This window comes from Vagococcus salmoninarum (assembly GCF_003987495.1).
Taxonomy (GTDB): domain Bacteria; phylum Bacillota; class Bacilli; order Lactobacillales; family Vagococcaceae; genus Vagococcus_D; species Vagococcus_D salmoninarum.
Genome location: NZ_NGJU01000006.1, coordinates 20,091 through 34,339, shown reverse-complemented (window position 1 = coordinate 34,339; position 14,249 = coordinate 20,091). Strand labels below are relative to the sequence as shown.

The following is a 14,249-nucleotide window of genomic DNA, read 5'->3' as shown; positions in this document are numbered from 1 at the left end:
CTTTAGTCGAATTAATTATTCGCCTTCTTCAATCGTTGGTGTTGCATTTAAAATCCATGTTAATGTTGTTTTGTATTCAGCTTTTTTCTTAGTTGTGGCACCTGGAACTTCAAGGGCAACACTTTCGTCCATAGTTGTTAAATCTCCCATACGGTAAACCCATGTTCCTTGACCTTCATCTACTTTTGCTTCCATTAAGTCGTGAGTTGTCGTACCGTCTGCAACGATATCAACAGTTCCAGACACTTTAGATGGAGCAACCGCATTTCCGCCTTCTTCATTTACTGCTTCAGCGTTTAAGAACTTGATTTGGGCACCTTCTAAAATATCGCCTTTTTCAGTTTTAAATTGACCATTTTGTTTAACACCTAAAGACCAACCAGTGTATTCGCCACGTCCGTCAGTTACTTGAGCGTACAATGGTACATCTTTCAATACTTCACCAATTTTTACTACTTGGTGCGCTGCGAAATAAGTTTCATCTTGTGAAGTGATTTTGTGCTCACCAAAGTTAAATGATGACGCGTAATCTAAACTTAGAGGACCTTTTGTTCCTGGCTCAATTGGGTTTTCTGGATCAATCGGATCGATCGGATCTACTGGTGTTCCTGGATCTGTCGGATCTACTGGATTTGTTGGCTCATCATTTTCGATAAATGATACTAAACCGTCAGTGATACGTTTTGCTGGGTTACCAGGTGTTGCGCCTTCTGTAGCAGCCATTGCTACTGATGAACCTAAAATAATTGTGCTAACTAAAAGTGTACTTAATACTGTTTTTTTCATGTCTTTTTCTCCTCTAATTGTGTTGTTTTTTTATTATCTCTTTTTTATTATTGACCTGGTGCGTCTGTTAATGTCCAAGTTAATGATGTTTTGTAAACTGTTGCTTCTTTTGGTGTTGATCCTGGAACATCTAATGTTACAGCTTTGTTTTTGTTAACTTCTTGACCATTAATTGTCATCACTTCTGATTCACCAAAGTAATCAACCCATGTACCAGCTCCTTGGCCGTCTTTAGCAGACATTACTAAGCTTGAGGCACCTTCTGAATCTAATTCAAATGATTCAACAGCTGTTGGTGCTGGTGCATCTTTAGCATTTGAATCTGGTTTAGCATCTGCAAATGTAATTAGTGAGCCTGTTAAGACTTTAAATTGTTTCGCTGTTTTACTTTCAAATTGACCACCTGTTTGAGCAACTGTTAATGTCCAACCAGCAACTGTTCCACGGTGATCAGAGATTTGAACGTAGTTACCACGAGAGCTACCAGCTAATTCGCCGTTAAACTCTTGCGCATCTGCATAGTAAGTTTGATCTGCATTGGTAATTTTATTAACACCAAAGTGTAGGCTTGAAGCGTAATCGATACTTAGAGGGCCATCAGTTCCTGGGTTTGGTCCTTCTGGATCCGTTGGATCAATTGGCTCTACTGGATTTGATGGATCTGGATTTTCTGGATCTACTGGGTCAGTTGGCTCATCGTTAGCGATAAATTCAACAACTCCGTTTGAACCGTATACTCTTGTTTCTTCACCTTCTGCAGCTGATACTGCGACGTTGCTTAATACTAATGTACTTAATAATAAGGCACTTAATGTTTTCATTTTCATGTTAATTCTCCTCTTCTACTCTCTTTTTTTTTACTACATATATAATGCTAGCTGCTGTAACAACTAGCAAACCACCTGCCGACAAGGAAAATGTCGCCATTTCCCCTGTTTGTGGCAGAGTTATACCTGGCTTTGGTTTTGGTTCCGGTTTAACAATACCTGGATGAGGGGTCTCCTCATCAGGTTTTTCTGAAGGGAAAACGTACTTTCCGTAAAAGCCAACTGCGCCATTACTGTCATACTCTTTCTCATAATCAGTTTCCTCCGCGTGAGCGGTGACTAACAAGCCACCAACAAGCAGCAAACTCAGAAAATAAAACAGACTAACCACTAATCTTTTTTTCATATGTCTCAGCTCCTTTCTCTGGTTTTTCATCTTATTATTCACTCAACGGAACATCTTGCAACGTCCATTGAATAATACCTTGATAATTACCAAGTTGAGCTTCGTTTTTACCAACTTTAAGAACTGGACCTTCTGTCGTTTCAAGCCATTCATCTGAAATCACTACGGCGTCATCAGAATCCGTAACTTTATCATAGACATTTGCTGATGTTTCCAATGTCATTAATTGGCTTTTACCGTTCATGATATAGTGCATTGACTCTGCCAATGTATGCTCACCATTGACCATTAGTTTTGTCATTTTAGCTGTCATTGACCACACTTCACCTTTACCCCGTGTATCAATCACGGTTAACGGATTATCTTTCGTGATTACAGGATACGTTTCTTCACGTAAAGAGATTTTTAAATCTTGTCCGAAGTCTAGAGTGTCTGGCGCTGACTCAAAAATCAGTTCCCCACCAATAATGACTGAAATCACTTCATTTGAGGTTTGTTCTCTCGCAGGGATTTCTGGTGTTCCGACATAAGAACCGCCCGCCGTGGCTTGCTCTTTAATTTCTGTCCCTTGTGGTGCGGCTGTTTCTTTTTTGACTGTGGCGTGATAACTTAAGACTAAGTTTTCAGTCCCTTTTACTTTATCCGCTGCAGCCAATGTTGCGACAACTGCTTGTTTAGCACTATCAAAAGTTGCTTTACCAACAGGTTGTCCCGCCCCATCAACTAAGGTCACATCTTTGATGTTCTCTAGTGAAGGATCAATTGGTTCATTAATTACGAATTCATTGTAAAGACTTGTCTCAGTTTGAAGTTTAGACGTAACTTTGACTGTATAAATGAGCTCTTCTTCATTTTTCACAGCGTTTGCCGAACTTCCATCAAGACGAGAAACTTCTTGAGTAATTTCAAATTGATTGCTCTTATAATGGAAGATAATAATAACGTTCTCTCCCGGTTGAGCCGTTCCAGAAGTAGTTCCTTCTGCATGATCGAAGATAAAACCATCAATTTCAATTTCATGTTCTTCATAGTTGCCATCTTCATCTAGTTCATAAGATTTACTTTCTGAAATCTCAACTCCGTCTTCATTGACATATTTCACTAACACTGTCGCTGAATTCATAATTTTCGACTCAACTTCATTAGAAACTTGCTCTCGAGCAGGAATTTCTGGGGTTCCGACATAGGACCCTCCTGCTGTTGCTTGCTCCTTAATGATTGTGCCTTCTGGGGCATCAGCTTTGACTTTCCCATGGTAACTTAAGACTAGACTTTCTGTGCTTGGAACAGCGTCCGCTGCACTTAAAGTGGCTGTTACTGTATTCGTGCCACTATCATACGCAGCAGTTCCCACAGTTTTACCTTTACTATCAACGAAAGTAACCTCTTTAATGTCTTCTAAAGATAGGTCAATTTCTTCAACAATTGTAAAGTCGTTGTATAAAATCGTTCCTTCTTTCAACTTAGAGTTAAGTTCGACTGTATAAATTAGTTCTTCTTCATTTTTGACAATGTCAGCCGAGCTGCCATCTAAGCGAGAGACCTTCTGAATGATTTCAAATTGCTCACTCTTATAGTGGAAAATAATTTCAACCACTTCACCAGCTTGGGCAGTTCCAGAAGTTGCTCCTTCCGCATGATCAAAGACAAAGCCATCAATGTCAATTTCTTTTTCATCGTACTTGCCATCTTCAGCTAGTTCGTATGCTTTGCGTTCGTGAATTTCCACGCCGTCTTCATTGACATATTTCACAAGCACACTGGCACTATTAACAACTGTCGACTCAACTTCGTTGGATGTTTGCTCACGGGCAGGAATTTCAGGAATCCCCGAATACGTTCCACCTGCAGTGGCTTGTTCTTTAATTTTACTACCGCCAGGCGCATCATTTTTGACTGTGGCGTGATAAGACAAGACTAGACTTTCACTTGACTTAACATTGTCTAGTAACTTAAGACTACCAACCACTGCTTTAGACCCTGTATCATACTTAGCTGTCCCTACATTCTTACCACTACTATTAACTAAAGTAACATCTTTAACATCTTCTAGATTTTCATCTAAAACATTTTTAATTTCAAATTTATTATAAAGTGGTGTTAATAGTTCACTTTTAATATTTGATGTTAAGTTAACTGTGTAAATCAGCTCTTCACCTGTTTTAACATTGCCTGCATCAGCAGTAGTGCCATCTAAATGGGTAACTTCTTGACTTAATTCAAACTGTTCACTCGTATAGAAGTAATTAATTTCAATGACATCGCCCTCTTTGACGATACCACTTTCTTTACTACCTTCAACTCGATCATATTCAAAACCATTAATTTTTTTAGGTTTCTCACTGTAGGATTTTCCTTCGTCAATAATGTAGGATTTCTCTGCAGAAATAGCATCGCCATCTTCATTGAGATAATTAACAGTGACTGGAATTTTATCGGGACCAACTGTCCCAACGGAAATATCCATATCAATTTGATCGATGCCTTTTGAAGGGATTGTCTTTTTATTCCAAAGATAAATCCAACCTGGATGGCTGTAGTAAGGGTACGTATTATCTTTTCCAGGGTCTTTTTCTTCGCTGATATTCAAGCTAGTCTCTTCACGGAAATTACCTTTTAACGTGTACTCAGCATCATCGTTACCTTTATACTTCGCTGGTGGATTAGCCCCATTGCCATAACCGTCTCGATAAAAGAACACATAATAAGGCAACCCATCACCAACAGCTCTCCCCTTCTCGCCATCTTCTTTAAAGTAAATACCTTTACGATCCCCAAGTGAGTACATTAAACTTTTGTCGTGCAACCCTTGGATATCCATATGTACCCCAAAACTTGGCACAACGTCTAAAGAATTAGGAGTTGCATTATAATATTTCATGCTGTAACGGATACGACCCGTAGAGTTGTTTACCGGTGCCCCTAAGACACGAACATAATAGACTGTTTCATTCATGCCCTGCTCATAACCGTAGCCCTCTAGTTTACCGTAAGCCATAATTTTACCGTTCTTCTCGTCAGTGTACAATTCTTCTATGTGGGATCCTATTCGTGGGTCACTACCAGCCCCACCTTGTTGAACACCACTTAAAATTTCCATATTGCTATTTACACTTGCTAAATCGAATGTCGCACGGCCACCGTATCCTCCAAGTTCTTGTGCAAATGAATACGAAATAACAGATCCATTTTGATCGTTTGGCACTGCGATAACTTGTGGCGAAGTCACCGGAATCAAATCTCCATTAATTTTTAATCCGACAGTGGAACCAGTTTTATCGTTTGTTGGATCCGATGGTGGATACTCCGGATCAACATTCTTTCTTGATACGAAGTTTTTTGTTTTGTCAAATTTTTTGACTGACCCGAAATACATGTAATAATCTCGTGTATCTTTCTCATCTTGTCTTGCAAAAGGTATTTTAACCGGCGTATTGATTGATTGCTTCTTGAAACCATCCCGATCGCCCTTTTCGTCAAGTAACTTATAATCAAAGAGACGTGTTTCATCGTCTGTTGAGGGTTTTAATTCAGGGAAATTAGGCAAACTAATTTGCGGCCGATTGACAATCAAGATGTCATCAATAGCGCTTGAATTATTCGATTCAATTTCAACATCGAGAACTCCTACGTCATTAACTTGAGCAATTACAGATAAATCAACTTCTGATTTTAGTAATTGAAATTCCCACTCTGTCATACCGTCTTTTTCCGTTTTACTCAACGCTTTTATGCTTCCTTGATTTCTTTTTAAAGTCTCATCTTCTTGAATAGCCAATTTATTTGGTGCTCTCAGCACAAATGTTTGTTTAAACGCTACCCCTTTAATCTTAATTTCGAAGTCTTTGTCTTTATAAAATGTCGTTCCAGCGAATGTTAATGATAAATTATCTATTTGTTGTTCACTTGACTCGCTATTAGCCGGCACATTCGTTTCGACTTGACTGTCACTATTTTCTGGCACATTGCTTGACTCCATTGTTTCTTCTATAGAATTCATAGTCTGACTTGAATCAATCGTTGTCGCTGCGATTGATGTCACTGGCGATAACAGATTTGTACAGACCATTAAAGCAACTAGCGCTTTTTTAAATGTGATTTTTTTCATTTTAGCTCCTTTCTAAACAAAAATTATTGCAGCCTCTTCCTTCTCTTCTCTTGACCAACACTCCTTTCAAACTCCTCCCTACTCTTAGCAAAGGAGACTGTCGGCACTTCATATATATAACCTTTACGGTTGATACCTCGTTAAATTTAATGTAGATACTTATGAACGGTTCCCAATGAAACATCGCATTTCACCGCGATTTCCCTTAATGAATAACGCTGTTCCCTTAAATCTTTAATTTTATTAATTGTCGTCTCATTAATTTTGGGACGCCCTAAGCTTTGGCCTTTTTCACGCCTCGCATTTAAGGCTCTTCTCGTCGTGGCTGACCTTGACCGCTTTGAGACATCGAAGAAGAATAACATTTGATCATAAAAGTCTTTGTAGTTATCTGTGTCGATTTCTTCATTAATCGCAATTAATCTGACATTTTTTTGCTTTAACAATTGAAGATAAGTATAAATTCCTTTAATTTGCCAAATCGAGATTAAACTATAGACAATAATCACATCATTTTCAGCTGCATGTTCAATCAACTTCATAAACTCCCGAGACTCTGAGACTAACTTATCTTCAACGTACATTTCAGTCACTTGATAATCCATCATCTGACTTACTTGATCAAAGGTCGCAATTGGCATGTTTGATCTAATATATGCTAGTGTCGTCATATTTTACCCTCCTTTTATATAACTAGTTATTTTTTTGCTAATTTATTAACGTTTCTCACTCGCAAATCTTTGTGAATAGCAAATTAGTTACTTTTTATTTATGTTTTCAAAAAACATAATGAACTATTTTTTAAAAAAACACTCACACTAGAAACGCGCGTTATTTTAAACTTCACTAACAACGTCAAACTTGCGATTTAAAGCGTACTTTTTTTGTTGAACGCCTGATGTATAGATTATATTATCACAGATATATTTACCAAACTCGTCATTTTTTGCATGGTAAGCCCATTTTTTGCACGACAATTATACTTAGTTTTTCTTGAAAGTTTTCAGCAAGCTTGTTTTTTCACAGATTATACTCCTTTCAATTTCATTAAAATTGTAATTTTTGAACGTTTTTTAATTACTTTATTTGACAGTTTATTTACTCTTCCTTTATGATAGGATTTACTTGGTTTAAAAAATGAACAGGAGATGAATTTTTTATGCAAAGATTATTAAGAACTACAACGAGTCGTCAACTTACTATTTTAGAAACACTCTACGAGACTGAGGATTGGCTAACCCTTTCTCAGCTAGCCAATCTAACTAATTTCCCAATTCGTACCATTCAACACCTTATTCCGATTTTAAATGAGCAATTTCACCCCTTCACTATTCAACATCACAGCTCATTAGGCTATAAATTATTCATGCCTCAATATTTAGGATTTGAATATGTTTACGAAAAAATATTTGACAACTCCCACGAGTTTTCCGTTTTAGAGGCTGTCTTTTTTAATAATGCTATCTCAACTGAACAGCTGTCTGACCTACTATTTATTAGTCCCGCAACTGTCAATCGTGCAATTAAAGCGATTAATACCGTGTTTAAAGAGAAAAACTTAGATATCAAAATAACTAACTTTAATCATCAATTGATTGGGAATGAATTAGCTATTAGAAATACGATGTATCAATACTTAAAGGAAAAATACAGTTTGCAAACATCGCCTTTTCCTTTTGAACAAATCTTGGCTTACCAAAACATGTTGAACGATGTTCTTTCATACACTAACTTGCAACGGCCCTACGCTGAACTCGAACTGCTTTCGCAAATTTTCGTCGTTGTCATCACGAGAGAAAAAGCCGGATTTAGCCGTGATTTAACTGACCATACCGCTTTAAACAATCCGATTTTCCATTTATTAACCGCTCATAAGGAGTACGGGGCTTATTTTGCACGAACAACTAAACTAATTTGGGATCCACGGATCATTGAACAGTTATCGGCACCATTTTTAAATATTCACTATTTTCAACATTTTTCTTCTCTTCAAAAAGCAGCACAAAACGATCCGAAACTTCAAAAACAAATCGATGACATTGCGGTTCTAATTGATAACATTAGTCAAGAACTCGGTATTACATGCGACTCCCTTGAGAAAATCACTTTGACTTTAATAAATCACTACCCATTGTTTATTGGTGAGAATCATATTTTATTTAACCCTCGAAAAGAAATGCTCGCTAACCTTTCGACTGATTACCCCAGACTTACTCGCGTAATCGTTGATAAGATTCACGATTTTTCTTTTACCCCAACATTCAAATGGGACTCGGATTCATTAAACGAATCTATTTTCATTATCGTGACTAACTGGAAACATTTGATTCCTCAAGCTATTGCTATCGCCAAACCATTGAAGGTCTTATTAGCTTGCACTTATGAAATTGGCCACGCTCATATCATTAAAGAAATGATAGTCGCTCGTCCAAATTTACACATTAATTGTGATATTTCTGTTGGTACGACTTTCCAGCAGTTTATCGATGAATCAAAGGCATACGACATCATTATTTGTAATTCTGACAAATTAATCTTAGACCACCCAAATATTCTTTATTTTCCGCCGATTCCACGAAAAAGAGACTGGGTAGCACTTGCCGATATGATAAAAAAAAATCAGTAATACTTTAAAGAACCCTCACCTTGAAATGACGGTTCTTTTTTGATATATTTTGACACACTTCTTTAGCTAGTTTCAAAGATTTTTTTTTTACCTTATTTATGTTATTATTAGCCCATACAAAACAATCATAGAAAAGAGGATTTAGACATGTCTACTGGACAATTTAAAAGTGTTTTCGATTTAATTGGACCAATTATGATCGGACCGAGCAGCTCTCACACAGCTGGTGCAGCTCGGATAGGGAAAATCGTCCGCAATATTTTCGGGGAATTACCTGACGAAGTCGATATTTGGCTTTATGAATCCTTCGCCAAAACTTATCGCGGACACGGCACTGACATTGCTTTAGTTGGTGGACTTTTAGGCATGGAACCTGACGATGAACGGCTCGCTGAATCTTTAAGATTAGCCCATGAAGCAGGGATGGAAGTCGCTTTTGTCCCTAAAAAAGAGAAAGCTGAACACCCTAATCAAGTTACTTTAAAAGTAAAAAAAGCCGGTCGCTCGATGAGTGTCACAGGCCTGTCAATCGGTGGCGGTAATATTCAAATCTCTGAGTTAAATGGTTTTCGCATCAATCTTAGTATGGGAGTGCCGACTTTCGTGATCGTTCATCAAGATGTTCCCGGGATGATTGCCAAAGTCACAAAAGTGTTTGAGCGCCAAGCTATTAATATCGGTACAATGACTGTGACTCGTGAAGCTAAAGGGGATAATGCGATTATGATTATCGAAGTTGATGAACGTCACGCTGAAGATAGTCTTCTGGAATTAAAAAAAATTCTTAATATCCACAATGTCTCTTTCTTTAAATAAAATCCGGAGGTTTAGAAATGTTTAAAACAATTGACGAATTAGTCGCCTTAGCTAATCAGTGGGGTTCTGTTTCTGAAGCAATGATTCAAGTGGAGATGGCTTCTTTTGGCGCTTCCCGGAGTGAAATCATTGCCCATATGACTAAAAATAAAGAAGTCATGCTAAAATCGATTCAACAAGGAGTCGCCGGAGTAGAATCTGTCACAAAACTAACAGGTGGCGACGCCAAACGTATGAATGATTACTTGGATTCTGGGAAGTTTTTAAGTGGCGACACGATTTTACGAGCCGTTCGCAACGCTATTGCCGTTAACGAAGTCAATGCTAAAATGGGCTTAATTTGTGCCAACCCCACTGCTGGCAGTGCTGGAGTTGCCGCTGGCGTTTTAGGTTCTGCTACTGAGGACTTGAACTTAACAGAAGAGCAACAATTAAACTTCTTATTTACAGCTGGGGCCTTTGGTTTAGTCATCGCTAACAACGCCTCGATTAGTGGGGCAGAAGGTGGTTGCCAAGCTGAGATTGGCTCGGCTAGTGCTATGGCCAGTGCCGCTTTAGTCGAGGCAGTTGGTGGCACTCCCGACCAATCTGCCCAAGCCGTAGCGATCACCTTAAAAAATATGATGGGGCTAATTTGTGATCCGGTAGCTGGTCTGGTGGAAGTCCCATGTGTCAAACGCAATGCCTTAGGTGCTTCCCAAGCTTATATTTCTGCGGATATGGCTCTAGCAGGAATTCGCAGTGTCATTCCCCCAGATGAAGTGGTGATTGCCATGGGGAAAGTCGGTCGCCAAATGCCGACGATTTTCAAAGAAACAGCTGAAGGCGGCCTCGCCGATACCCCAACTGGCCGCCGCTTAGCAAAAGAACTCTTTAAAGATTAAAAAAGCCGAAAAACGTGAAGGGTTCACGTTTTTCGGCTTTTCTGTTTTTCAATTTAATTTTGCCATAAAAATTCGGCAACTAACTTATCGACTTTGCGGTTTTCATGGAGGGCACTATGTTGCGCCCCTTTCCCTTGAACTTTTTCAAACTCGTAACTTAAGTCATATTTTTCAAACAAATAATTCAAAGCAACGACACTTGCTACTGGGACTGTGCCATCACTGCCATTGTCCCCTTCAATATCACCTGCAATGCTTAAGAATGTGATTTCTTCGGGAATATTTCCAAAATTATTGTCATACTCAACAAAGCGCGGAGCACTAATCGTCGGACCAAAGGTTAAAATTTCTTGATAAGAACGTTCATCTTCATTAAAATCATTGAAAGGCGAGCCAATAGTAACAACTTTATTGATTTTAACTTCTGAGCCTTGGCTCCCATAGTTAGCTAAGTAGCGCATAATGCTCACACCACCCATGGAATGACCAATTACATTCACTTCTTGGGTTTGATAACTTTCACGTAAATAGTTTAAGACTTGTTGAATCCACTCAGCTTGTTGCCACTCTTGATTCGTATTATCTTCGAAGACGACTTGAATCAAGGGATTATCACTGGCACTCCAATTGCCATCTTCTTTAATTTCACCTTGGGGGCTAACTGTTAAAGTCACCGAACGAGTACCTAGTTCATTCCGGTTCAGCCGATGTATCATGGTCCCAAAAGAAATCAAACTGCCTTTGTAGCCATGAAAAAACAAATTCGGGCGCTTACTTTTAGTCAATGTTTTTTCAAATTGTTCCTTCGGTTTACTTAAGGTCGCTGTTTTATGCTTTTTCGTACCATAAACAACTAAAGCTAGACTACAAACAAAACCGACTAAAACTAATTTACTAAGCTTATTTTTCGCCATTTAATGACCTCCCTTTTTAAAATGTAAGTGTTGATGCCCCCATAAAAAATTAGCCGCTAAACGATCAACTTGCTTATTCTCATGGAGTAAACTATGTTGCGCTCTCACTCCCAGTACTTGTCGTTCCGAATAAGTTTCGATCCAACCTTTAATTAAAAAACGGATCGCTTTAGCACTGTCAACTGACACAAAGCCATCGCTACGACTGCCATTTTTTAAATCACCGTAGATATTTAAAAGTGACAACTCACGAGGTAAGTTTTGATAATAAGCTTTCAAGTAGCGATAAGTCGGATATTCCGTTAGTGGGCCTGCTGTTCCTAAATCATACTTCGTCTTTCCAGAACTACTGACTTCTTCACTATTAAAAGGCGTACCAAGTGCGACAACTTTACTAACCTTTGGTAACGTATTATCTTGACCATAGTCCACTAAATAGCGAAGAATCGCTACTCCACCCATAGAATGACCTAACATTTGAACTTTTTGAATCTGCAATTCCTGTTTAAGTAATTCTAAAATATTTTTAAGCCACTCACCTTGTTGCCATTCTGGTGGATTGCCTTCTTTAAAGATAACTTGAATAAGTGGTTGCTGCTCAGGATGAAGTTCTTGCCAGTTACCTGTTAACGTTAACTCTCCGTCACGACTCACTTCAACTTCTAGAGCTTTATAAGCTAATCCTTGTTTTCCCCAACGCTCAATCATTCCACCTAATGACCGTCGAGTGCCATTTGTACCATGAATTAACAAAGTCGGGATTCGGTCATGTTGAGTGTGATTCCTTTTTAACTGTTTAAATTTACTTTGCTTGTTCAACTGCTTCAAAATCTTTTGACTAACAATCACACTGGCACTTAAAACTAGACTACTGATTAACCATTTCTTCAGTTTCATGAACTCACAGCCTCTCTTCTTAGTCTTAGAATAGCAAACTTTTGGTTATTAGACTATCATTTAATCACTTCTAACTAAAATTTATCAAAAAATAAAAAACCTCAGCTACCTACCTAATAGTAGATAACCAAAGTTTCTAATAATTATAACTTATCAATTTGTTCAAAGTCTAATTCAGTTGACGTTTCACGGCCAAACATATCAATATTAACTTTAAGTTTTTGACGTTCTAAATCAATTTCAACAATCTCACCTGTTAAACCAGAGAATGCTCCTTCAATGATCTTAACAACTTCACTGACTTCAACGTCCAATTCTTTATGACGTTTGCTTAAGCCAAGTTTACGTAAGATATGTTCAATTTCTTCATTTAACAACGGTGCTGGTTTACTACCGGCCCCATGTGACCCTACGAAACCAGTTACTCCTGGTGTATTACGGACAACATACCAAGAATCATCTGTCATGACCATCTCAACTAAGACATAACCTGGGAAAGTTTTTTTCATGTTGATTTTTTCTTTACCATTCTTGACTTCACGCTCTTCTTCTTCTGGTACAACGACGCGGAAAATAAAATCTTCCATTCCCATACTTTGGGCACGAGATTCAATATTTGCTTTGACTTTGTTTTCATAACCAGAATAGGTATGTAACACAAACCATTGTCTTTCAAATGTTTCCATTCTTAATATCCTACTTTCTTGTAAAATAAAAAAACTTCAGTACAATCCGAAGTCTTTCCTCTTCAATAAGTATAGCACCCTTCAGCTTAATTGGCTAGTCCCTATTATTTTGGACAGAAAAAAACTCTAACAGAAAGTTATCTTCCCCTCAGAGTTTGTCGTCATTAAACGAATAATTTAATTGCTGCATTAATTACAACATCTACTGCGCCAAAGAAAATGGCGAATAAAATCGTTGTTTGAATGACTGTTGAGACATCTTTCCTTAGCTGTTTGTTTGTCGGCCACGTCACAATCTTCATTTCTTCACGAACACTTCCGATAAATTTAAACATTAATTTGACCTCCTACTGATTACTTAGTTTCTCTGTGTAAAGTATGACCTTTACAATATTTACAATATTTTTTTACTTCTAGGCGCTCTGTACGCTGTCCTTCATTCACAGCTTTAGAATAGTTCCGGGAACCACAAACAGAACAGGCAAGGGATGATTTCTTAGTTGCCAATGTTCATTTCCTCCATTCTGGCTACTCTTTTACTAATCTACATTACCACCATTTGGGAAACATGTCAATTCCCCCTCCCGTTTTTCTTGATTTACTAGGTAATTTACAGAAAACTCAAAATGTTTTTTCTATTGCTTTTAGATATTGTATGGTAAGATAATAGTATCAAAGCAATCATAATTGGAGGTTGTCATATGCTTATTAAACAGGTTTGTATTAAGAAACGAGATCTAACAACAGTTGACGAGACGTGTACCCTAGAGAATGCCTTAGCAATTCTCGAAGAATCAGGTTACCGTTGTGTACCGATTTTAGATGAGACTGGCAAAATTTTCCGGGGAAACATCTATAAGATGCATATTTACCGTCATAAATCAGAAGGTGGCGACATGCAATTACCGGTCACTCATCTCCTGAAAAATGCGACAAAATACATTTATTTAAACTCTTCATTCTTCAAAATCTTCTTCACAATTAAAGAGTTGCCTTATATTGCAGTCCTTGATGAAAATCAACACTTCTACGGTATCTTAACTCATAGTAAGTTATTAAATATCTTAGCTCAATCTTGGAATGTCAATGAAGGACGTTATGTCTTAACGGTAGCTTCGATTGGTCGTCAAGGTGATTTAGCCGCTATTTCTAAAATCATTTCAAAACATTCACCAATCACAAGTTGTATTACTCTTGATGTTGGTCAAGACGAATTTATTCGCAGAATGTTATTTACTTTACCAGCTGACACATCTGAAGAAGTCCTTGAAGTTGTGATTGAACAGTTAGAACGGAAAGACTACAAAGTCGTTGAAGTTGAAGACTTACAAAAATCAGCCGGATTAATTAATTAAACTA

The 14,249-nt window shown here is 37.9% G+C and carries 14 protein-coding genes; 4 read left to right on the top strand and 10 right to left on the bottom strand.

Annotated features, from left to right (window positions below; all coding sequences use genetic code 11):
* Positions 1 to 15: 15 nt before the first annotated feature.
* The 5 genes from CBF35_RS05130 to CBF35_RS05110 form a co-directional block, all read right to left on the bottom strand.
* A complete protein-coding gene (locus CBF35_RS05130) occupies positions 16 to 786 on the bottom strand; it encodes a WxL domain-containing protein (RefSeq protein ID WP_126778898.1) in 771 nt (256 codons plus the stop codon).
* 47 nt (positions 787 to 833) lie between these two features.
* Entirely contained in the window at positions 834 to 1,613 is a 780-nt protein-coding gene (locus CBF35_RS05125) for a WxL domain-containing protein (RefSeq protein WP_126778897.1), read from the bottom strand.
* A gap of 1 nt (position 1,614) precedes the next feature.
* Positions 1,615 to 1,959: an LPXTG cell wall anchor domain-containing protein gene (locus CBF35_RS05120; RefSeq protein WP_170174715.1), complete on the bottom strand. Its 345-nt coding sequence runs from the start codon at positions 1,957 to 1,959 to the stop codon at positions 1,615 to 1,617.
* 34 nt (positions 1,960 to 1,993) lie between these two features.
* The gene (locus CBF35_RS05115; RefSeq protein ID WP_126778895.1) at positions 1,994 to 6,067 is read right to left on the bottom strand and encodes a MucBP domain-containing protein; all 4,074 of its coding nucleotides are present in this window, start codon (positions 6,065 to 6,067) and stop codon (positions 1,994 to 1,996) included.
* 146 nt (positions 6,068 to 6,213) lie between these two features.
* Positions 6,214 to 6,738: a recombinase family protein gene (locus tag CBF35_RS05110; protein ID WP_126778894.1), complete on the bottom strand. Its 525-nt coding sequence runs from the start codon at positions 6,736 to 6,738 to the stop codon at positions 6,214 to 6,216.
* Positions 6,739 to 7,226: 488 nt separating this feature from the next.
* Between CBF35_RS05110 and CBF35_RS05105 the strand changes: the two genes are divergently transcribed.
* The 3 genes from CBF35_RS05105 to sdaAA all read left to right on the top strand — a co-directional run bounded on the left by CBF35_RS05105 (position 7,227) and on the right by sdaAA (position 10,393).
* Entirely contained in the window at positions 7,227 to 8,693 is a 1,467-nt protein-coding gene (locus CBF35_RS05105) for an AcpB/EbpR/MafR family transcriptional regulator (protein ID WP_126778893.1), read from the top strand.
* 147 nt (positions 8,694 to 8,840) lie between these two features.
* Positions 8,841 to 9,509: an L-serine ammonia-lyase, iron-sulfur-dependent subunit beta gene (gene sdaAB / locus CBF35_RS05100; RefSeq protein ID WP_126778892.1), complete on the top strand. Its 669-nt coding sequence runs from the start codon at positions 8,841 to 8,843 to the stop codon at positions 9,507 to 9,509.
* A 17-nt stretch (positions 9,510 to 9,526) separates the two neighbouring features.
* Positions 9,527 to 10,393 carry an L-serine ammonia-lyase, iron-sulfur-dependent, subunit alpha gene (sdaAA, locus tag CBF35_RS05095; protein WP_126778891.1) on the top strand — a complete coding sequence of 289 codons (867 nt, stop codon included), beginning with the start codon at positions 9,527 to 9,529 and terminating at the stop codon, positions 10,391 to 10,393.
* Positions 10,394 to 10,446: 53 nt separating this feature from the next.
* Here sdaAA and CBF35_RS05090 read toward each other — a convergent pair whose 3' ends face one another.
* The 5 genes from CBF35_RS05090 to rpmG form a co-directional block, all read right to left on the bottom strand.
* Positions 10,447 to 11,307, bottom strand: coding sequence for an alpha/beta fold hydrolase (locus tag CBF35_RS05090; RefSeq protein WP_126778890.1), 861 nt, complete (start codon positions 11,305 to 11,307; stop codon positions 10,447 to 10,449).
* The gene (locus CBF35_RS05085; RefSeq protein ID WP_126778889.1) at positions 11,308 to 12,204 is read right to left on the bottom strand and encodes an alpha/beta fold hydrolase; all 897 of its coding nucleotides are present in this window, start codon (positions 12,202 to 12,204) and stop codon (positions 11,308 to 11,310) included. It lies immediately after the preceding gene.
* 143 nt (positions 12,205 to 12,347) lie between these two features.
* Positions 12,348 to 12,890, bottom strand: a complete 543-nt coding sequence (gene nusG / locus CBF35_RS05080) for a transcription termination/antitermination protein NusG (RefSeq protein WP_126778888.1) — start codon at positions 12,888 to 12,890, stop codon at positions 12,348 to 12,350.
* A gap of 164 nt (positions 12,891 to 13,054) precedes the next feature.
* A complete protein-coding gene (secE, locus tag CBF35_RS05075; protein WP_126778887.1) occupies positions 13,055 to 13,225 on the bottom strand; it encodes a preprotein translocase subunit SecE in 171 nt (56 codons plus the stop codon).
* Between the two features lie 19 nt (positions 13,226 to 13,244).
* Positions 13,245 to 13,397, bottom strand: coding sequence for a 50S ribosomal protein L33 (rpmG, locus tag CBF35_RS05070; RefSeq protein WP_126778886.1), 153 nt, complete (start codon positions 13,395 to 13,397; stop codon positions 13,245 to 13,247).
* A gap of 194 nt (positions 13,398 to 13,591) precedes the next feature.
* Here rpmG and cbpA point away from each other — a divergent pair, with 194 nt between their 5' ends.
* Entirely contained in the window at positions 13,592 to 14,245 is a 654-nt protein-coding gene (gene cbpA, locus CBF35_RS05065) for a cyclic di-AMP binding protein CbpA (protein WP_126778885.1), read from the top strand.
* The last annotated feature ends 4 nt before the right edge of the window (positions 14,246 to 14,249 follow it).